This window comes from Pseudomonas sp. DVZ6, assembly GCF_024259445.1.
Lineage (GTDB): Bacteria > Pseudomonadota > Gammaproteobacteria > Pseudomonadales > Pseudomonadaceae > Aquipseudomonas > Aquipseudomonas peradeniyensis.
On record NZ_JANCLM010000053.1, the window covers coordinates 1 to 20,150 of the forward strand.

Sequence of the window (20,150 nt, forward strand, 5' to 3'; positions counted from 1 at the left end):
GCCAAGGCCGCTCCTACAGGCGACCGCGTGCTCCTGTAGGAGCGGCCTTGTGCCGCGAAAGGGTCGCAAAGCGACCCCGGCAATCCTGAGTTGGAGCGGTCATATCCGAAAAATCACAAAACCTTGAAAGGGCTGAGGGTTCAACCGGGATGACGCAGGCTACGCAGGGTCATCAGGCCGCCCAGCGGCCAATTCCCTTCCAGCTCCGCCAGGCTAGCCGTACTCAGCGGCGCCGGTTGCTGGCAGTGGCCGTGCTCGAGCAGGCCGACCAGGGTTCCCACCAGCGGCTGGTGGCTGACCAGCAGCACATGCTCGAGCCCCAGGCGCTCGACTTCGCCGATCACCTGCTGCACGTCGCTGTCTGGCGTCAGCCAGGGCACCGTGCGCACCGGTTCGGCAAAGCCCAGCGCGCCGTGCACCAGGGCGGCGGTCTGCTGGGCGCGCACGTAGGGGCTGGCGATGATCGCCTGCAACGGCTGGCCGAGTAGGTGCGCGGCGCTGCGCAGCACCTGCTCGCGACCGTGGCCGGTCAGGCGGCGCTCGGCGTCGCTGTTGGCCCGGGGTTCCGCCTCGCCGTGACGCAGCACCCAGAGCTTCACAGCTTGGGCTCCTCATCACGCACCGGGTGCGCTGCCGGGGTGACGGCATGCGGTGCCTCGCCTTCCGGGGTGCGCGGCGTCGGCCAGTCGGCGAACGGCCAGGGCTTCTGGTCGGAGTGGAAGGTGCCGAAGCGGCCGATCTGTGCCAGGTACTGACTGAGGCTGTCGCCGAAGTTCATCAAGCTGGCGCTGGGCGCGCCGTAGATCAGCCGGTAGATCAGTTGCACCAGCACCAGGCCGCCAAGCAGCAGCTCGGCCAGTTGCCAGGCCACCAGGAATACCAGCATCCACAGCACCCGCAGGATGATCGACTCGCGCTGGGCGCGCTCGGGAGTATCGTTCATGGGTCGCTCCTTCAGTTGAAACCGCTGGTGGAAATGAAATCGACATCGGTCTTGGGTTCGGCACGCATCAGGTGCTCGATCACCTGGTTGAGCGTGCGCCCTTCAAACAGGATCGCGTGCAGGCCCGCCACCAGCGGCATGTACACGCCCACTTCCTGGGCCTTGGCCTTGAGCACCTTGAGCGTGTTGACGCCCTCGGCCACTTCGCCCAGGCGGCTGACCGCCTGCTCCAGGCTCAGGCCCTGGCCAAGGGCGTGGCCGACCTGGTAGTTGCGGCTCTTGGGCGAGGAGCAGGTGACGATCAGGTCGCCGACCCCGGCCAGCCCCAGGAAGGTCATGGGGTTGGCGCCCTGGCTCACGGCAAAGCGGGTCATCTCGGCCAGGGCGCGGGTGATCAGCATGCTCTTGGTGTTCTCGCCCATCCCCAAGGCCACGGCCATGCCGGCGATGATGGCGTACACGTTCTTCAGCGCGCCGCCCAGTTCGACGCCGAAACGGTCGGCACTGGCGTAGACGCGGAAGGTACGGCCATGCAGCACGGCCTGCACCTGCTGGCACAGCGCCTCGTCCTCGCTGGCGACCACGGTGGCGGTCAGCGCATGCTCGGCGATCTCGCGGGCAAGGTTAGGGCCCGACAGCACGCCGATGCGCGCCTGGGGGGCGATCTCTTCGAGGATCTGGCTCATCAGCTTGAAGGTGTGCGCCTCGATGCCCTTGGTCAGGCTGACCAGGCCCTTGCCACGCAGCAGTTCGGCATGGGGCGCGAGCACGCTGCGCAAGGCGCTGGAGGGCAAGGCAACGAAGATCAACGCGCTGCCCTGCAAGGTGGCGAGCAGGTCGTTGACCGGCTCGACGCCGTCGTGCAGGCGAATGCCCTTGAGGTAGCGCGGATTCTCGCGATCGACGCGCATCGCCTCGGCCTGCGCCGGGTCGCGCATCCACTGCCGCACCAGATGGCCGTTTTCGGCCAAGAGGTTCGCCACGGCGGTGCCGAAGCTGCCGCCTCCAAGAACCGCAACAGGTTGCTGTTCAGTCATATCCAATCCGTTAACCAATAAAAGTAAGTGGCGACCGGGGCATTATACGGTGCCGTTGCGACAGAACCAGTGCGTATGCATCGCGGGGCAAGCCCGCTCCCACGCACCCGGACACAATCAAGAGAAAGTTCAGGTGGTGCGATGCGGCAATAGGCCATCCGTCGATCACTGGCAAAAGCCGTACGGTCGGTTAACATGCCTGATTCATTTGTGAAACAAGGCCGTTTCGTGTTCCCTGGCACGCCTCCCTATCCACGCCTGCTGTTGCTGACTGCCCTGCTAGGCGGCCCGGCCGTGGCCGACGACCTGTTCATCGACAACCAGGACCTGCCGCAGGTTCTGACCGCCACGCGCCTGAAACAATCCCCGGCGGCGGTCCCGGGCAGCATGACTGTGCTAGACAACGAGCTGATCCGCGCCAGCGGCGCCCGCGACATCCCCGAACTGCTGCGCCTGGTGCCAGGGATGATGATCGGCTACGGCGCCGGCAACCAGCCGACGGTCAACTACCATGGCAGCAATGTCAGCGACGCCCGGCGCATGCAGGTGCTGATCGACGGTCGATCGGTGTACCGCGCAGGCCTGGCCACGGTGGACTGGAGCGATATCCCGGTGGCGATCGAGGACATCGAGCGCATCGAGGTGTTCCGCGGCCCCAACACCGTCAGCTACGGCGCCAACGCGCTGATGGCGGTGGTCAACATCCTCACCCGCAACCCGGCCGACAGCCACGGCTCGCGGGTCAAGCTGACCCGTGGCCAGGATGGCATCAACGATTACTACGCGAGCCAGGGCTTTGGCTGGGACAGCGGCGACCTGCGCCTGTCGCTCTCCGGCCAGCAGGACGATGGCTTCGACCACGACCAGTTCGGTCGCGATTACCGCGACAGCCGCCGGCTCAACCGCGTCAACCTCAACGCCAGCCACACCCTGGCGCCGAACCAGACCCTGGAATGGCAACTGGCGGCCAAGGAAGGCAGCAACCAGCGGCCCTATACCTACCAGCCGGTGTTCGGCAACTACCGGGCCGGCGACAACGCCGACGTCAACGCCAAGGACTACGCAGGCTCGGTGCGCTGGAACCTCGACCTGAACCCCGAGCACAGCCTGTATGTGCAGGGCTCGGCCCAGCACTTCGACCGCCAGCAGGTGTGGCGCGCCTGCGATGCGGCGATCGCCTTCAGCCCGGAGCTGACCCGCCTGTGGCAGCTCGACCCGAACTTCGCCGAGAAGGTCGCGCGCAATCTGTTTACCGGCAACCTGCCCACCACCAGCAACCCCGAGCTCGGTTCGTTGATGGGCCAGGTACAAGACCAATGGGCCAACGGTGGCCGCAACACGATCTGCGGCGACGTCGACCAAAGCACCCGCGAGACCCGCTACGACCTGGAAATCCAGGACACCCTGAGCCTGACCGACAGCCTGCGCCTGGTCACCGGCATGAACTACCGTTACGACAAGGCCGACTCGCAGACCTACTTCAACGGCAGCATCGACGACCAGACCTGGCGCCTGTTCGGCCAGCTCGAGTGGCGCATCGACGAGCACTGGATCGTCCAGGGCGGGGCGATGCACGAGCACTCGCAGCTGTCGGGCAACTCGCTCACCCCGCGGGTGGCGGTGAACTACCTGATCACCCCGCGCCATGGCCTGCGCGCGGTGTATTCCGAGGCGATCCGTTCGCCGGACATGTTCGAGAACAATGTCAACTGGAGCTACACCGTCAAGAACCTCACGCCCAACCGCTACGGCCTGCAGAACGGCGAATATTTCGTCAAGACCCGCGGCCCGGGCAACCTCGACCAGGAGCGCATGCGCTCGCGTGAGCTTGGCTACAACGGCTACTTCACCGACCTCGACCTGAGCATGGACGTGAAACTGTTCTACGACGAGATCACCGGGATGATCAGCGAACCGTTGAAGAACAACCAGTACATCGCCAGCAACGCCAACAAGGCCCGCTTCAGCGGCAGCGAGGCGCAGTTCGACTGGCACGCCACCCAGCGCGACCGCCTGCGTCTGACCTACGCCTACGTCGACGCCTGGGCCAGCAACCCCAACGACCGGCGCCTGAGCGCCCGCAACAGCGGTTCGGCCGGCTGGCTGCGCGATTGGGGCGAAGGCTGGTCCAGCGCCCTCTTCTACTACGGTGACGACGCCCTCAATGGTTACCGTTACGAACGGGTCGACCTGCGCCTGGCCAAGCGTTTCAAAGTGCAAGGCAGCAACCTGGAGCTGGCCGCGCTGTGGCAGCAGCGCCTGGATGACGAGCCGATCACCCTGGAACAGAACCGTTACGACAGCCGCCACCGCCTGAGCGTCAGTGCGGAGCTGGAATTCTGATGGTCCGTCTGCTGCGCCTGTTGCTGCTGTGCCTCTGGCCCCTGGGATCGCTGTCCGCCAGCGAAATCCTGCTGGTCGGCGCCGAGGACCAGCCCGGCATCCGCAGCTTCGTCACGGCCCTGGAAAAACGTCGTCCCAACGACCAGGTGCGGTTCCAGACCGTCGAGCAGCTGCCAAGCCCGGCCAAGCTCAAGGCCGACACCCGCCTGATCCTCCTCGACACCTCGGCCCTGGAGTGGCGCCTGGCTGAATCCGTAGGGCCGGCGGCGCTGGCGTTGCGGGTCAGCCGGGTCCAGATCGAACAGCGCCTGGGCACCTCGCGCCCTGCCTACCTGACCCTGCTGTGGAGCGATCCGCCCCTGGCCCGGCAGCTGCGCCTGGCCCGCTACCTGTTGCCGCAGGCGCGGCGTATCGGCGTGCTCTATGGCGAACACAGCCGTTTCCTGCTCGACGAGTTGCGCCAGGCCGCCAGTGCACTGGGCCTGGAAATCGTCGCCCAGGACTGGCCCGATTTGCGCGACAGCCGTCCCCTGCAAGACCTGCTGGGCAACAGCGACGTACTGCTCGGCCTGGACGATCCCGACCTGTACAACTCCAAGTCGGCCAAGAACGTGCTGCTCAGCAGCTATGGCCGGCAGATGGCGCTGATCGGGCCGAACGTCGGATTCGTCCGCGCCGGCGCCCTGGCCAGCACCTATAGCGACCAGGACGACTGGCTGGCGGTGCTCGGGCAACTGCTCGACCTGCCACCGGCCCGCTGGCCGCGCAGCCTCTACCCCGCGCACTTCGGTGTCAGCGGCAACCAGCAGGTGGCCCGCGCCCTGGGCCTGGAGGCGATCGACCCGGTCGCCGCCGCCCTGGCCCTTGCCGAAGGAACCTCCACCCCATGAGCAAGCGCCTGAGCTGGGACATCCACACCCGCACCCAGATCATCAGCCTGGGCCCGGCCCTGTTGCTGACCCTGCTGCTGATCAGCTTCTTTACCTTCGTGCGGATCCAGGACCTGCGCCAGGAACTCAACCACACCGGGCAACTGATCGCCAACCAGCTGGCGCCGGCCTCGGAGTACGGCGTGATCTCGGGCAACAATGAAGTGCTCGAGAGCCTGATGCGCGCCACCCTGAGCATTCCCCACGTGCGTTTCCTCGAGGTGCAGGACAGCCGCAACCATATCCTGGTGTACGTCGAGCAACCCGACGAAAGCCACAGCCGCGCCCAACGCGTCGAGGTGTTCCAGGCTCCGATCCGCCTGCAGCAGATCCGCCTGGACAACGACTTCCTGCAGGGCAAGGCGCCAGCGCCGAACATTGGCGACGACTATCTGGGTCGGGTAATCGTCGGCATGTCCGACGACGCCTTCAGTCAGCGCCAGCAGGAGATCGTGATCAAGGCCGCGATCCTCGCCCTGTTCGCCCTGCTGTTCACCTTCCTGCTGGCCCGGCGCCTGGCCACCAGCCTGTCCAAGCCGATCAGCGACATGGGCCACGCGGTCCGGGCGATCCAGCAGGGCGACTTCAACGCGCCGCTGCCGGTGGTCGACGACAGCGAGCTGGGCCACCTGGCCCGGCACATCAACAACCTGGCCAGCGCCCTCGACCAGGCCGCCCATGAACAGCAACAGGCCATGGGCCAGCTGATCCAGGCCCGCGAGGAAGCCGAGCAGGCCAACCGCGCCAAGTCGGACTTCCTGGCGATGATGAGCCACGAACTGCGCACGCCCATGAACGGCGTGCTGGGCATGCTGCAACTGCTGGAGACCACCGAGCTGACCAGCGAGCAGGCCGACTACACAGCGGTGGCCAGCGAATCCACCGGCCACCTGCTCAAGGTGATCAACGACATCCTCGATTTCTCACGGATCGAGCGCACCACCCTGGAGCTGGAACATATCGACTTCAACCTCGGCGAGCTGATCACCAGCAGCGTGCTGTCGTTCCAGCACAGCGCCCAGCAGCGCAACCTGGACCTGCGACTGCAGCTGCCAGCGGGCATGAACTCGCTGCAGGTGGTGGGTGATCCGACGCGCATCCGCCAGATCCTGCTGAACCTGGTAGGCAATGCGCTGAAGTTCACCGAGCGCGGCGAGGTGGCCATCGAGGCCCGCTGGCAGGTGCTCGACCGCCAGCTGATCTGGCTGACTTGCACCGTACGCGACACCGGCATCGGCATCGACAACAACCGCCTGGAGATGATGTTCGTGGCCTTCCAGCAGGCCGACAACACCATTTCCCGGCGCTACGGCGGCACCGGCCTGGGCCTGTCGATCGCCCGCACCCTGGCCGAGCGCATGGGCGGCCAGTTACGCGGCGAGAGCCGCGAGGGGCTGGGCTCGACCTTCACCCTGGAAATGCCGCTGACCCTGGCCAGCGCTCCTGCCACCTTGCCCGGCGCGACGCCCCAGGCCAGCACGGTGGGCGAAGGCAGCGGGCGAGTCCTGCTGGTGGAAGACAACCCGGTCAACCAGAGCGTCATCGAGGCGATGCTGCGCAGCCTTGGTTTTGAGGTGAGCCTGGCCATGGACGGTGCCCAGGCGGTCGACCTGGTCGGCCAGCAGCGCTTTGCCGCGGTGCTGATGGATTGCCGCCTGCCGAATGTCGACGGCTACGAGGCGACCCGGCGCATCCGCCAGTTGCCGCGCACCGAGGGCCTGCCGATCATCGCCCTGACCGCCAGCGCGCTGCAGGGCGACCGCGAACGCTGCCTGGCCGCCGGAATGAACGATTACCTGAGCAAGCCGTTCAAACGCACCGATCTGCAGCGCATCCTGCAGCGCTGGTTGCCGGGTCGGACAGCCGCGACTGGCGATAAATGCTAAAGTGCGGCAGTCTTAAGGACTGGACAGGACCGCCTCAGGGCCGGAAAATAACATTTCAGTGCACACCTGTACTTCTTTTGCCAGGTGCGCTGTGACTTTCACCACAACGCAATAGTCTACCTGTAGGCTGCCGCCTCGAATGCCAAGCGCTTTGGGCCGGCCGGGAAGATTCATCCCCTGCCGCAGGGGGTTATTGAGGAGCTCGCATGACCAAACAACACGCCTTTACTCGGGAAGACCTGCTGCGCTGCAGTCGCGGTGAGCTGTTCGGCCCCGGTAATGCGCAACTGCCCGCCCCGAACATGCTGATGGTCGATCGCATCACCCATATCAGCGAGGAAGGCGGCAAGTTCGGCAAAGGTGAATTGGTCGCCGAGCTGGATATCAATCCGGACCTGTGGTTCTTCGCCTGCCACTTCGAAGGCGATCCGGTGATGCCGGGCTGCCTGGGCCTGGACGCCATGTGGCAGCTGGTCGGTTTCTTCCTCGGCTGGCAGGGCCTGCCGGGCCGTGGTCGCGCCCTGGGTTCGGGCGAGGTGAAATTCTTCGGCCAGGTGTTGCCTACCGCCAAGAAAGTCACCTACAACATTCATATCAAGCGCGTCCTGAAGGGCAAGCTGAACATGGCCATCGCCGATGGCTCGGTCAGCGTCGACGGTCGCGAGATCTACACCGCCGAAGGCCTGCGGGTCGGCGTGTTCACCTCCACTGACAATTTCTAAGGGTTATTCGCATGCGCCGCGTCGTGATCACTGGTCTGGGCATCGTATCGTGCCTGGGCAATGACAAAGCTACCGTCACCGAAAACCTGCGCAACAGCCGTCCGGGTATCCGTTACAACCCGGAATACAAGGAAATGGGGCTGCGTAGCCAGGTTTCCGGTTCCATCGACCTCAACCTCGAAGAGCTGATCGACCGCAAGGTCTATCGCTTCGTCGGCCACGCCGCGGCCTACGCCTACCTGGCGATGCAGGACGCGATCAAGGACTCGGGCCTGACCGAAGAGCAGGTTTCCAACCCGCGTACCGGCCTGGTTGCCGGCTCCGGCGGCGCTTCCACCCTGAACCAGATGGAAGCCCTGGACACCCTGCGCGAAAAAGGCGTCAAGCGCGTCGGCCCGTACCGCGTCACCCGCACCATGGGCAGCACCGTGTCGGCGTGCCTGGCCACTCCGTTCAAGATCAAGGGCATCAACTACTCGATCTCGTCGGCCTGCGCCACCTCCGCGCACTGCATCGGCACCGCCCTGGAGCAGATCCAGTGGGGCAAGCAGGACATCGTCTTCGCCGGTGGCGGTGAAGAAGAGCACTGGAGCCAGTCGTTCCTGTTCGACGCCATGGGCGCCCTGTCGACCAAGCGCAACGAAACCCCGGAACTGGCCTCGCGCGCCTACGATGCCGACCGTGACGGCTTCGTCATCGCCGGCGGCGGCGGCATGGTGGTGGTCGAGGAGCTCGAGCACGCCCTGGCCCGTGGCGCCAAGATCTACGCCGAGATCGTCGGCTACGGCGCCACTTCCGACGGCTACGACATGGTCGCCCCAAGCGGCGAAGGCGCGATCCGCTGCATGCAGCAGGCGCTGTCCACCGTCGACACCCCGATCGACTACCTGAACACCCACGGCACCTCCACCCCGGTCGGCGACGTCGCCGAAATGAAGGGCGTGCGTGAAGTGTTCGGCGACAAGGCACCGAAGATCAGCTCGACCAAGAGCCTGTCGGGCCACTCGCTGGGCGCCGCGGGCGTGCACGAGGCGATCTACTGCCTGCTGATGATGGAGAACAACTTCATCGCCGGCTCCGCCAACATCGACGAGCTGGACCCGGAGGTCGCCGACCTGCCGGTACTGCGCAAGACCGAAGAGAACGCCAAGATCGACACGGTCATGAGCAACAGCTTCGGCTTCGGCGGCACCAACGCCACCCTGGTGCTCAAGCGCTGGACTGGCAAGTGATCGCTTGATCTGCTGAACGAGAACGCCCGGACCTTGGTCCGGGCGTTTTTGTTTGTGCTGCCAGACGAAGCACGCCCACCTGTAGGAGCGGCCTTGTGCCGCGAAAGGGGCGCAAAGCGCCCCCGGCGATTCATCTGTGAGGTCGATATTCCGGGGCCGCTTTGCGGCCCTTTCGCGGCACAAGGCCGCTCCTACACGGGTCAGGCCTTTTACACGGAGAAACGCTGCACCAGGGTGTTCAGGTCCACCGCCAACCGCGACAGCGCCTGGCTCGCGGCGGACGTCTCCTCGGCCCCGGCCGAGGACTGATGCGCCAAATCGCGGATGGTGGTCAGGTTGCGGTCCACCTCCCGCGCCACCTGGGCCTGCTGCTCCGAGGCACTGGCGATCACCAGGTTACGCTCGTTGATCTGGCCGATGGCCGCGGCGATCGCCTCCAGCGCCTGGCCGGCGGCATGGGCGCCATCCAGGGTCGAACGGGCCTGGGCATCGCTGTGCTGCATACCCTGCACCGCTCGCTCGGCGCCGCTGCGGATGGCGACGATCATCTGCTCGATCTCCTGGGTCGAGGACTGCGTGCGATGGGCCAGCGCCCGCACCTCGTCGGCGACCACCGCGAACCCGCGCCCGGCCTCGCCGGCCCGCGCCGCCTCGATGGCGGCGTTGAGCGCCAGCAGGTTGGTCTGCTCGGCGATCGAGCCGATCACATCCAGCACTTTGCTGATGTCGTGTACCTGCTGGGCCAGTTGCCCCACCTCTTCGGCATTGCCCGCCACGCCATTGGCCAGCGCCTCGATGGCGGTGACCGTGGCCTGCACCTGCTCACGCCCGCGACGGGCAATCTGGTCGGATTCGCGGGAAGCCTCCGAGGTGGCCACCGCATTGCTCGCCACCTCCTCCACCGCCGCCGTCATCTGGTTCACCGCGGTCGCCGCCTGCTCGATTTCCATGCTCTGCTGCTGCAGGCCGCGGGTGGCGTCCTCGGTGACCGCGCTCAGCTCCTCGGAGGCCGAGGCCAGCTGGCTGGCCGAGTCGGAAATTCGCCCGATGGTCTCGCGCAGGCTCTGCTGCATGCTCTTGAGCGCCGCCAGCAGGCGCGCCGGCTCATCATCGCCCTGCACGGTGATCTGCGGTGTGAGATCGCCCGTCGCGACCGTCTCGGCGACCTTCAGCGACTGCCCGAGCGGCCGCACGATGCTACGGGTCAGGGCCAGGGCGAGCACCACGGTGAGGCTCAGGGCGATCACCAACAGCACGCCGACCCAGACCTTCGCGCCGTTGTACACGGCCTCGGCCAGGTCGGTGGCGGAGTTGGCCTGGTGGTTGTTCAGCTCGATCAGCTCGTTGAGCGTGGCGGTCATCTGGTCGGCAAGCTGGTTCATCTCGCCGTTGACCAGCGCCGCCGCCGCCTGGACGTGCCCATCGGTGGCCAACTGCACCACCTGCCCCTGCAAGATCATGTACTGGCGCTCGAGGACCTGGTAGCGGTCGAACAAGGTCCGCTCCTCAGGCAGCACGATCAACCCATCGTAATGGTTCTGGGCCTTGCTCAGGCCGCCCTTGATCTCTTCGATGCGGGCACGATTCTGCTGCTGGGCCGCCGGGTCGGTGTTGACCAGCAGGCGCAGGGTCAAGGCGCGGATGCGCAGCATGTCCTGGGTCATGCGGCCCACCGAGATCACGCTCGGCAGCCAGTTGTTGTCGACCTGCTCGGACTGCTGGCGCATGCTGGTCATCTGCTGCAGCGCGAAGCTGCCCAGCGCCACCACCAGCAGCGCCATGATGCCGAAACCCAGGCCCGCGCGCGGGGCGATATTCAAGCGTCTCAGGCTCATTTCCAGGATCCCTCCCAAAAGCGTTGTTCCGTCGCTTAATGAAGGTATCGGGCCGCCTGGAAATTGCGTAAGACGAAAAGGCGATATCAAAAAGCTATCTACTGCTAAAACGCGCTACTTCGCCGCTTTTGGCAGCAGATTGACAAAATTTGTCCGACTCACCTGCTCCGCCACCGCTGCCGGCAAGGCATCGAGGAAGGGGTTGAAACCGTGCATCTGCTCACCCAGGCTGTCAAACCGCCCCACCAGGTCGGAGCCGAGTACGAAACGCTGCGGGAAGCGCTTCACCAACGTCACCCAGTCCTGGCGCGGCACACCCTGCGAGTCGAGCAGGTAGGGCTTGAGGACGCTCCAGGACAGGTCGACATACAGGTTCGGGTAGTTCTCCAGCAGCCGGGTCAGCACCGGCAGGAGAAAATCCATCTGCTCCTGGTGGCGGTGGATCTCCAGGCTGCTGCCGGCGTGGGCCCAGATGAAGCGGGTATGCGGGTGGTTACGCAGCGGCTCCTCGATCTCGGCCAGGTACAGCGGGTTGCGCTCGCGCTTGGAGGTGATGTTCGAATGCAGCAGCACCGGCAAATCGCGCTCGGCGGCCAGGTGATAGATGCGGGTCATGGCTTCGTTGTTGGCCCGCGGCGTGTCGCCGCTGGTCAGGGCGGTGAGGTCGTCGTGACGGGTGAATACTTCGCCGATGCCCTGCCACAGCCCCGGATAAAGCTCGAGCATGCGCTCGATATGGTTGACGGCGTTCTTGTCCACCGGATTGAAGCCAGTGAGGAACGGGTGGAAGCGACGGCGTTGCTGCGCTGGCAGCTTCTGCAACGCGTCGGCGACGTACAGGTCGGTGGCGCTGTACCAGTAGGCGTCGGCGTCATCTCCGGCGTAATAGCGCGGGCGCTTGGGCTCATCCTCATGCCACTTCTTGGCCACCGGGATGCCGGAAATCATCGACTGCTCAACCCCAGCTGCATCCATGGCCTTGAGCAGCGCGGGCATGCCCTCGGTTTCCTGGAAAAAGTCCACGTAGTGCAGGTGCGCGTCGCTGTAGCGGTAGTCGCGGGCCTGAGCGACATCGAACAGGCCTGCGCTCAGCAGCAGGCAAGCCAGTGTGCGGGCGATCATCGGAGCCTCCTTTGCCGGTCCCGCAAGAGTAGACCGGACAGCGCCCGCGACGGTTCAGCCACGGGCGGCGAAACGCTATGCTTGCAGGCATCCCTCAAGGAGTGTCGCCATGAGCAGTCCCCTGGTCATCCGCCCACGCGCCGAATCGGTCGAGGGCCAGCCGATCCTGCGCCCGCTGCCCTCGGCGCAGTGCCGCAGCGTCGGCCCATTCGTGTTCTTCGACCATATGCTGGAAACCGACTACGCGCCGGGGCATGGCATGGACATTCGCCAGCATCCGCATATCGGCCTGTCCACCCTCACCTACCTGTTCGAGGGTGAAATCCAGCACAAGGACAGCCTGGGTTCGGACCAGCGCGTGGGCCCCGGGGACGTCAGTTGGATGACTGCCGGGGCGGGTGTGGCGCATGTCGAGCGCACGCCAGCCGATCTGCTGGCCAAGGGTTCAAGACTGCACGGGCTGCAGGTCTGGCTGGCGTCGCCTCGCGAGCACGAGCAGGGCAAGCCGAGCTACAGCCATCATCCGGCGGCGAGCCTGCCGGTCAGTGACAGCCTGGGCGTGCAGATCCGCATGATTGCCGGCAATGGTTTTTGCCTGGAGTCGCCAGTGCCGGTGCTCTCCCCTACCCTGTATGCCCACGTGCACATGCAATCGGCCACGACGCTGACAGTCCCAGCCGAGCATGAGCAACGCGCCCTGTATGTGCTGGACGGTGAACTGTCGCTCAACGACGAGCGCGCGGAGGCCTGCAGCCTGGTCGTGCTGCCGGAGGGCGAAGATGTGGTGCTGTACGCCGAAGAAGCGTGCCAGCTGGTGCTGATCGGTGGTGCGGCGCTGGATGGGCCGCGGCGGATGAACTGGAATTTCGTGGCCAGTGATCCGGAACTGATCGAGCGAGCGCGGGCCAAGTGGGCTGCGGGGGATTGGCCGACGGTGCTGGGGGAAACTTCGAGAATCGAGTTACCCCGCTGAATTGGGGCTGCTTTGCAGCCCTTTCGCGGCACAAGGCCGCTCCTACAGAAATACGCATCCCCCTGTAGGAGCGGCCTTGTGCCGCGAAGCGTCCCCCTGCGGTATCAGCGCTGGAACACTTCCTTGAGCAGGTTATGCATCGCGCGGAACGCCCGCTCCGACGTACGCCGGTCATACTGCATCTTGCCCGGAACATTGGCATTCGGGTCGGTGAACGAGTGCACCGCACCGCCGTAGCTGAGCAACTGCCAGTCGACTTTAGCGGCGTTCATCTCCTCCTCAAAGGCCGGTAGCTGCTCTTTGGGCACCAGCGGGTCGGAGGCGCCATGAAGGACCAGCACCGAGCCTTTGATACGCTTGGCATCCTCGGGGTTTGGCGTATCCAGGGTGCCATGGAATGAAACAGCGGCCTTCAGGTCGGCACCGGTGCGGGCCAGCTCCAGGGCACAACAGCCGCCGAAGCAGAAGCCGAAGGTAGCCACCTTGCCGGGCTCCAGCAAGGCCTTCGATTGCCCCACCAGTTGCGCCAGCGCCTCCTGCATGCGCTTGCGCAGCTCGGCGCGATCGTTCTTCAGCGGCATCATCGCCGCGCCCGCCTCGTCGGCATTGGACGGACGTACCGACTGGCCGTACAGGTCGGCGATCAGCACCACATAGCCTTGCTCGGCCACTTCCCTGGCGATACGTTCGGCGCCCTCGCCGATACCCATCCAGTTCGGCGCCATCACCAGCCCCGGCTGCGGCAGCGCGCCCTGGGTGTAAACCAGACGGCTCTCGTAGGCTTTGCCTGACAGGTGATAGACCAGCGATTCGACGATGACCTTGCTCATTCAGCTCTCCTTGGGCTTCACGGGTCAGCACATGATAGATGTATTCGTGGGAGCGGGCTTGCCCCCGCCAGAAATGAAAAAGCCCGCCGAAGCGGGCTTTGTCTGCGTCAGATCAAGCGGACAGCTCGACCAGCAGCTTGTTGAGGCGACGCACATAGGCCGCCGGATCCTTCAGGCTGTCGCCGGCCGCCAGGGCCGCCTGGTCGAACAGGATGTGCGAAAGCTCGGCGAAGCGATCTTCGCTCTGCTCGCCATCGAGCTTCTCGATCAGCGGGTGGGTCGGGTTGAACTCGAAGATCGGCTTGGACTCCGGCACCTTCTGCCCGCTGGCTTCGAGGATCTGGCGCATCTGCAGGCCCAGGTCCTGTTCGCCGATGGCCAGGATTGCCGGCGAGTCGGTCAGGCGGTGCGAGACACGCACCTCCGCCACGCTGTCACCCAGCGCGCCCTTGAGGCGCTCGACCAGGCCTTCCTTGTCCTTGGCGACTTCTTCCTGGGCCTTCTTGTCCTCTTCGGAGTCCAGCTTGCCCAGGTCCAGGTCGCCACGGGCGACGTCGACGAAGGCCTTGCCATCGAACTCGCTGAGGTAGCTCATCAGCCATTCGTCGATGCGATCGGTCAGCAGCAGCACTTCGATGCCTTTCTTGCGGAAGACTTCCAGGTGCGGGCTGTTCTTGACCTGGGCATAGGATTCGCCGGTGAGGAAGTAGATCTTGTCCTGGCCTTCCTTGGCGCGGGCCAGGTAGTCGGCCAGGGCAACGCTCTGCTCGCCGCTGTCGTCATGGGTGGAGGCAAAGCGCAGCAGGCTGGCGATCTTCTCCTTGTTGGCGAAGTCCTCGGCCGGGCCTTCCTTCAGCACCTGGCCGAAGTTCTTCCAGAAGCCCTTGTACTGCTCGGGCTCGTTCTTCGCCAGCTTCTCCAGCATGTCCAGGACGCGCTTGGTCAGCGCGGTCTTCATCGAATCGATGATCGGATCCTTCTGCAGGATCTCGCGGGAAACGTTCAGCGACAGGTCGTTGGAGTCGACCACGCCCTTGATGAAGCGCAGGTACAGCGGCAGGAACGACTCGGCCTGGTCCATGATGAACACGCGCTGCACGTACAGCTTCAGGCCGCGTGGCGCTTCGCGCTGGTACAGGTCGAACGGCGCGCGGGCCGGCACGTACAGCAGCGAGTTGTATTCGAGCTTGCCTTCGACCTTGTTGTGGGTCCAGGCCAGCGGGTTTTCGAAGTCATGGCCGATGTGCTTGTAGAACTCCTGGTATTCCTCGTCCTTGATCTCGGTACGCGGGCGGGTCCACAGGGCGCTGGCGCGGTTGACGGTTTCCCACTCCTGCGCCGGCTGTTCTTCACCTTCGGCGGCCGCTGCCTGCTCTTTCGGCAGCTCGATTGGCAAGGCGATGTGATCGGAGTATTTCTTGATGATGTTGCGCAGGCGCCAGCCATCGGCGAACTCGTCCTCGCCCTTCTTCAGGTGCAGGACAATGCGGGTGCCGCGCTCTGGCTTGTCGACCGTGGCAACTTCGAAGTCGCCCTCGCCCTTGGACGACCAGTGCACGCCTTCGGCGGCCGGCAGCCCGGCGCGACGGCTGAACACATCGACCTTGTCGGCGACGATGAACGCGGAGTAGAAGCCCACGCCGAACTGACCGATCAGGTGCGAGTCCTTCTTCTGGTCACCGGTGAGGTTCTTCATGAAGTCGGCAGTGCCGGACTTGGCGATGGTGCCCAGGTGGGCGATGACGTCTTCGCGGCTCATGCCGATACCGTTGTCCTCGAGGGTCACGGTATTGGCGGCCTTGTCGAAGCTCACGCGGATCTTCAGCTCGGCGCCGCCTTCGAGCAGCTCAGGCTTGGCCAGGGCCTCGAAACGCAGCTTGTCGACGGCGTCGGAGGCGTTGGAGACCAGCTCGCGCAGGAAGATCTCCTTGTTCGAATACAGGGAATGGATCATGAGGTGCAGCAGCTGCTTTACCTCGGTCTGGAAGCCCAGGGTTTGTTTTTGAGTCTCCACACTCATGGTCTTCAAAACTCCAATCTGTTGGTTGTTGGCGCCTGGCGGCCGTCTGGCCTGCTTTTGATGGCGGATGTCCAACAGATGGGGGCAGCCCCGACTATTTCAAGGGCTTTTCCGGTTCGATCTTGAAATGCGCGCGCGCCGTGGCGATCGGCGTGTCGCGATCGCCCTGCCAGGCGGTGATCGCCACGTTGGTCACCCGCCGCCCCTGGCGCCACAGCTGGCACTGGGCATAGGTGTCGCGAAAATGCCCGGCGCGCAGGTAGTCGATGGAGAAATCGATGATCTTCGGGATGCTCGCGCTCTCGCTGTAGATCAGCAGGTAGAGCGCCGCGGACAGCTCCATGAACCCGGCGATGACGCCACCATGGATCGCCGGCAGCAACGGGTTGCCGATGTTGTCGGGGTTGGCCGGCAGGCGGAACAGCAGGTCGTCGCCCTGGCGCTCGCATTCGATGCCGATCAGCCCGGCATACGGGATCAACGCCAGCAGGGGCTGGTAGTCGCCGCGGGCATGGGCCTGGTTCAGCTGTTGACGGATGTCGGCAGGAATCACGCGCGGCCCTCCTTGAGGCTGTTGCCGAAGCGGATACCACCCTTGACGTCCTGCCCCAGGCGCATGAAGGTGCCGACCACCTGGCAGATCGGTTGCGCAGGGTCATCCTGGTAGGCGGTGCCACGGGTAAAGATGACATCCCGGGTTACCCGGTAGCACTGGGCGTAACCGTAGATATCCTTGCCCGCCTCGGCCGGGTGCATGTAGTCGATGCGCAGGTCCAGGGTCGGGCACACTTCGAAACGCGGCAGCGCGCAGAGCGTGGCCATGCCGCAGGTGGTGTCCATCAGCGTGGTCAGCACGCCGCCATGCACCGCGCCGTTCTGCGGATTGCCGACAATCGCCGGCTGCCAGGGCAGCACCAGCGTCATGCCATCGGCATCGGCGTGGTGCACGCGCATCTGCAATACCTGGCAATGTTTCAGCGCCGAGAGAAAACGCTCGGCCATCGCCATCAACGGCGTCTCGTTCATTGTCCCTCGCTGCATAAAATGGATAAAAAGTCTATATAGGTCGGGCAGTTATATATCTGTAACCTTTGTGGAACTTATTCGTACCTGGCGAACTCGAAGGTACAAGTAAAGTTATTCCACCCAGGAGAAACACCCCATGCGTAAACCTTTTGCTTTTGCTCTGATGCTGGCCGCTGCCATGGGCCTGGCTGCTTGCGATAAAGCGAGCGAAGACAAAGCCCAGGACGCACAGCAACACGCCGAGCAAGCCCAAGAGAAGATGGGCGAAGCTCAGGATAAGATGAACGAAGCCGCCAAGGAAAACGCCGAAGCCGCCAAAGATCAGGCCGAAGCGCAGCAGAAGGCCGCCGAGGAAGCCGCGCCGACTACCCCAGCGCCGACCACTGCACCTGCCGAACCTGCCAAGCAGTAATCGCGCAGGTACAAAAAAACCCGACAATGTCGGGTTTTTTTGTACCTGCGTTTAACGCTGAAAGGCTTCAGCCGGCAATACCGGAAGTGTCCTTGCCTGGCTCTACCGACACACTTTCGGTCGGTGTGAACACCATCACTTCCAGCACATGGGAATGGAACTCGCGGCGATACAGGATGAATACAACGCCGACGCTCATGACCATGAACAACCAGGGGCTGATGAACCAGCTCAACATGGCCATGCCGAAGTAATACGAACGCAACCCCAGGTTGAACTGGTTGGCGGCCAGCGACAGCACCCGCGCCGCCCTCGACGCGAAAGCCTTGCGTTCGAGTTCGTTGACCAGACGCTCGCCGATCATCGGGGCCGAGCCCACCAGCACCGCGGCGAAGTTGTATTGGCGCATGCACCAGCTGAAGGTAAAGAAGGCGTAGACGAATACCGTTGCCAGGCACAGCAGCTTGATTTCGGACATCCCTTGCGAGGCCTGCTGTACCAATGGCAGGTCGGCCAGCAGCGACAGCGCGCGATCCGATGCACCGAGCACGGTGAGGATACCGGCGAGGATGATCAGGGTACTGGAGGCGAAGAACGACGCGTTGCGCTCCAGGTTGCCGATCACGCTGGCATCGGCGATGCGGTTGTCGCGCAGCAGCATGCGGCGCATCCAGTCTTCGCGGTACAGGTGCAGCACGCTGGCCAGGCACGCCGTGTCGCGGCCTTTCCAGATGGCGTAGCGGGTGTAGCCGCCCCAGCAGATGGCGAACCAGCAGGCGGCCAGGAGGTTGCCCAGGTTGTTTTGGATGAAGCTCATGCAGGAATCCCGTGAAAGAGAAACAGACCGGTTTTCGACGTCCGGATTCGCCATAAGACACATGTGCGCCATTTTTGGCTTTTCCTGCACTGGCCTCTTCGCGGGTAAACCCGCTCCCACAGGGATCACACGGTGCCTGTGGGAGCGGGTTTACCCGCGAAAGGGCCGGCACAGGCAATAAAAAACCCCGCTCCTTCACAGGAAGCGGGGTTTCGATATCCACCTTGGTCAGGCGCCCTTCGGCTTGTGGCCAGCGCCCTGCCCTTCAGGTTTCAATCCATCAGGCCAGCGCCTCGCGCGGCTTGCCCAACATGCGGTCGAAGACCACGGCGGCGGCCAGGGTGACCACCGAAGGCACCAGCCAGGCCATGCCTTCGTTGCTGAACGGCAGATGGGCCAAGGCGTCAGGCAGTACGTGGGCAAAGCTGCTGCCCTTGATCGCATCGACAACGCCGAACACCAGCGACACCAGCATGACCGGGGCCAGGATGCGGGTTGGCGAATTCCACAGGTCCTTCACGAAGCTCAGGCCCACGACCACGATGCACGGCGGGTAGATCGCCGTCAGCACGGGAATCGAGAACATGATCAGCTTGGTCAGGCCCAGGTTGGAGATCACCAGCGAGAAGCCGGCCAGGATCACCACCAGAGTGCGGTACGACAACGGCAGGATCTGGCTGAAATACTCGGCGCAGGCGCAGGTCAGGCCAACGGCAGTCACCAGGCAGGCCAGGGCGATCAGCACGGCGAGGAAGCCGCTGCCCAGGGAACCGAAGGTGTGCTGCACGTAGGCATGCAGGACCATCGCGCCGTTGGTGGCGTCGGCGGCGATGTCATGGCTGCCCGCGCCGAGGCGGAACAGGCTGACATACACCAGCACCAGGCCGACACCGGCAATCAGGCCGGCGATGATGGCATAGCGGGTGATCAGCTTCGGCGACTCGACGCCACGTGAGCGGATGGCGTTGACGATGACGATACCGAAGACCAGGGCGCCCAGGGTGTCCATGGTCAGGTAGCCATCGGAGAACCCTTTGGAGAACGCAGCGGCGGCGTAGGCAGGCTGGGCCTCGCCAATGGTGCCGGCCGGCAGGGCGAAGGCCGCGATACCCAGCACCGCCAGGGCGATGATCTTCAACGGCGCGAGGAAACGGCCCACGGTGTCGAGCAGCTTGCCCGGGTACATGGACACGGCCAGCACCACGGCGAAGTACACGATGCTGTAGATAAGCAGCGCCGTCGGGCTCTCGCCGGTCAGCGGTGCAACGCCCACTTCGAACGACACGGTCGCGGTACGCGGAGTGGCGAACAGCGGGCCGACGGAGAGGTAGCACACGGCCGCCAGCAGGCCACCGAAGAACTTGCCGATCGGGCTGCTCAGGGCGTCCATGCCGCCACCGACCTTGGCCAGGGCGATGACGGTGATGACCGGCAGGCCTACGGCGGTGACCAGGAAGCCGAGTGCGGCCATCCATACGTTCGGGCCGGATTGCAGGCCGACGATGGGCGGGAAGATGATGTTGCCGGCGCCGACGAACAGCGCGAACGTCATAAAGCCAAGTGCCAGGATATCCTGGCCTTTTAACACTTTCATTTAAGGAAATACCACACTGCTGAAATCGGGAGTCGGAGGGGATTTCCCATAGGATGAAGGGAAATGCTGCCCGGCTTGGTGAGCCAGACCCGTTTAGCGTGTCGTTCCCTTTTGGGGTACGGGCACAGAGTGAACGCGTAGCCTACCTGTTTTGCCTGACAAACGCACTGGCACAGTGCTGCTTGTCCGATGTGCGTATGTGTTTGTCGTCTGGTTGAACGTGTTAGGCGACAATTTATTGCTCATTTGGGTAGATGTCTGGTTGAAAATCCTGATTGAGGTGATCGAATTTTCCCCATCACCTGTGCCGGCCTCTTCGCGGGTAAACCCGCTCCCACAGGGATTGTGTGATGCCCTGTGGGAGCGGGTTTACCCGCGAAGAGGCCGGCACAGCCGCAACAACGACAAAGGCCACCCGAAGGTGGCCTT

General features: G+C 64.3%; 18 protein-coding genes. 7 read left to right on the top strand and 11 right to left on the bottom strand.

The annotated features are described in order from the left end of the window. Positions 1–140: 140 nt before the first annotated feature. Genes sixA through NMG10_RS23705 form a run of 3 tightly spaced genes read right to left on the bottom strand, consistent with a single transcriptional unit; the run spans position 141 to position 1,980 of the window. On the bottom strand, positions 141–599 hold the full coding sequence (sixA, locus tag NMG10_RS23695; protein ID WP_232856374.1) for a phosphohistidine phosphatase SixA: 459 nt from the start codon (positions 597–599) through the stop codon (positions 141–143). Further along, complete coding sequence (locus NMG10_RS23700; protein ID WP_203651828.1) at positions 596–943, bottom strand: DUF4389 domain-containing protein; 348 nt, start codon at positions 941–943, stop codon at positions 596–598. Before NMG10_RS23700 ends, sixA begins: the two co-directional genes overlap by 4 nt. Positions 944–954: 11 nt before the next feature. Next, positions 955–1,980, bottom strand: a complete 1,026-nt coding sequence (locus NMG10_RS23705; RefSeq protein WP_232856375.1) for an NAD(P)H-dependent glycerol-3-phosphate dehydrogenase — start codon at positions 1,978–1,980, stop codon at positions 955–957. 195 nt (positions 1,981–2,175) lie between these two features. On the opposite strand from NMG10_RS23705, the gene NMG10_RS23710 reads away from it, so the two are divergent. From NMG10_RS23710 to fabB, 5 genes are all read left to right on the top strand, one after another. Continuing rightward, entirely contained in the window at positions 2,176–4,323 is a 2,148-nt protein-coding gene (locus NMG10_RS23710) for a TonB-dependent siderophore receptor (RefSeq protein WP_203651827.1), read from the top strand. Beyond that, positions 4,323–5,213, top strand: coding sequence for an ABC transporter substrate-binding protein (locus NMG10_RS23715; RefSeq protein ID WP_232856376.1), 891 nt, complete (start codon positions 4,323–4,325; stop codon positions 5,211–5,213). The genes NMG10_RS23710 and NMG10_RS23715 overlap by 1 nt, the downstream gene beginning before the upstream one ends. After that, positions 5,210–7,138: a response regulator gene (locus NMG10_RS23720; protein ID WP_254465235.1), complete on the top strand. Its 1,929-nt coding sequence runs from the start codon at positions 5,210–5,212 to the stop codon at positions 7,136–7,138. The genes NMG10_RS23715 and NMG10_RS23720 overlap by 4 nt, the downstream gene beginning before the upstream one ends. A gap of 206 nt (positions 7,139–7,344) precedes the next feature. Further along, complete coding sequence (fabA, locus tag NMG10_RS23725) at positions 7,345–7,860, top strand: 3-hydroxyacyl-[acyl-carrier-protein] dehydratase FabA (protein WP_102684717.1); 516 nt, start codon at positions 7,345–7,347, stop codon at positions 7,858–7,860. An 11-nt stretch (positions 7,861–7,871) separates the two neighbouring features. After that, entirely contained in the window at positions 7,872–9,092 is a 1,221-nt protein-coding gene (gene fabB / locus NMG10_RS23730) for a beta-ketoacyl-ACP synthase I (protein WP_050706509.1), read from the top strand. 209 nt (positions 9,093–9,301) lie between these two features. On the opposite strand, the gene NMG10_RS23735 is transcribed toward fabB, so the two are convergent. Beyond that, positions 9,302–10,927: a methyl-accepting chemotaxis protein gene (locus tag NMG10_RS23735; RefSeq protein ID WP_232856378.1), complete on the bottom strand. Its 1,626-nt coding sequence runs from the start codon at positions 10,925–10,927 to the stop codon at positions 9,302–9,304. A 114-nt stretch (positions 10,928–11,041) separates the two neighbouring features. Beyond that, positions 11,042–12,049, bottom strand: a complete 1,008-nt coding sequence (locus NMG10_RS23740; protein ID WP_254465236.1) for an amidohydrolase family protein — start codon at positions 12,047–12,049, stop codon at positions 11,042–11,044. A gap of 109 nt (positions 12,050–12,158) precedes the next feature. Between NMG10_RS23740 and NMG10_RS23745 the strand changes: the two genes are divergently transcribed. Beyond that, positions 12,159–13,022: a pirin family protein gene (locus NMG10_RS23745; RefSeq protein WP_203651822.1), complete on the top strand. Its 864-nt coding sequence runs from the start codon at positions 12,159–12,161 to the stop codon at positions 13,020–13,022. A 104-nt stretch (positions 13,023–13,126) separates the two neighbouring features. Here NMG10_RS23745 and NMG10_RS23750 read toward each other — a convergent pair whose 3' ends face one another. The 4 genes from NMG10_RS23750 to NMG10_RS23765 form a co-directional block, all read right to left on the bottom strand. Further along, positions 13,127–13,852, bottom strand: coding sequence for a dienelactone hydrolase family protein (locus NMG10_RS23750; protein ID WP_110739484.1), 726 nt, complete (start codon positions 13,850–13,852; stop codon positions 13,127–13,129). Between the two features lie 112 nt (positions 13,853–13,964). Then, entirely contained in the window at positions 13,965–15,872 is a 1,908-nt protein-coding gene (htpG, locus tag NMG10_RS23755; protein ID WP_234560546.1) for a molecular chaperone HtpG, read from the bottom strand. Between the two features lie 94 nt (positions 15,873–15,966). Next, complete coding sequence (locus tag NMG10_RS23760; protein ID WP_050706515.1) at positions 15,967–16,425, bottom strand: PaaI family thioesterase; 459 nt, start codon at positions 16,423–16,425, stop codon at positions 15,967–15,969. Further along, positions 16,422–16,898, bottom strand: coding sequence for a PaaI family thioesterase (locus NMG10_RS23765; RefSeq protein WP_254465237.1), 477 nt, complete (start codon positions 16,896–16,898; stop codon positions 16,422–16,424). Before NMG10_RS23765 ends, NMG10_RS23760 begins: the two co-directional genes overlap by 4 nt. A 136-nt stretch (positions 16,899–17,034) precedes the next feature. Between NMG10_RS23765 and NMG10_RS23770 the strand changes: the two genes are divergently transcribed. After that, entirely contained in the window at positions 17,035–17,310 is a 276-nt protein-coding gene (locus NMG10_RS23770; protein WP_050706517.1) for a hypothetical protein, read from the top strand. 67 nt (positions 17,311–17,377) lie between these two features. Here NMG10_RS23770 and NMG10_RS23775 read toward each other — a convergent pair whose 3' ends face one another. Both NMG10_RS23775 and brnQ read right to left on the bottom strand, forming a co-directional pair. Then, positions 17,378–18,127 carry a DUF599 domain-containing protein gene (locus NMG10_RS23775; RefSeq protein ID WP_203651816.1) on the bottom strand — a complete coding sequence of 250 codons (750 nt, stop codon included), beginning with the start codon at positions 18,125–18,127 and terminating at the stop codon, positions 17,378–17,380. A 280-nt stretch (positions 18,128–18,407) separates the two neighbouring features. Continuing rightward, positions 18,408–19,721: a branched-chain amino acid transport system II carrier protein gene (gene brnQ / locus NMG10_RS23780; protein WP_110739479.1), complete on the bottom strand. Its 1,314-nt coding sequence runs from the start codon at positions 19,719–19,721 to the stop codon at positions 18,408–18,410. Positions 19,722–20,150 lie beyond the last annotated feature (429 nt).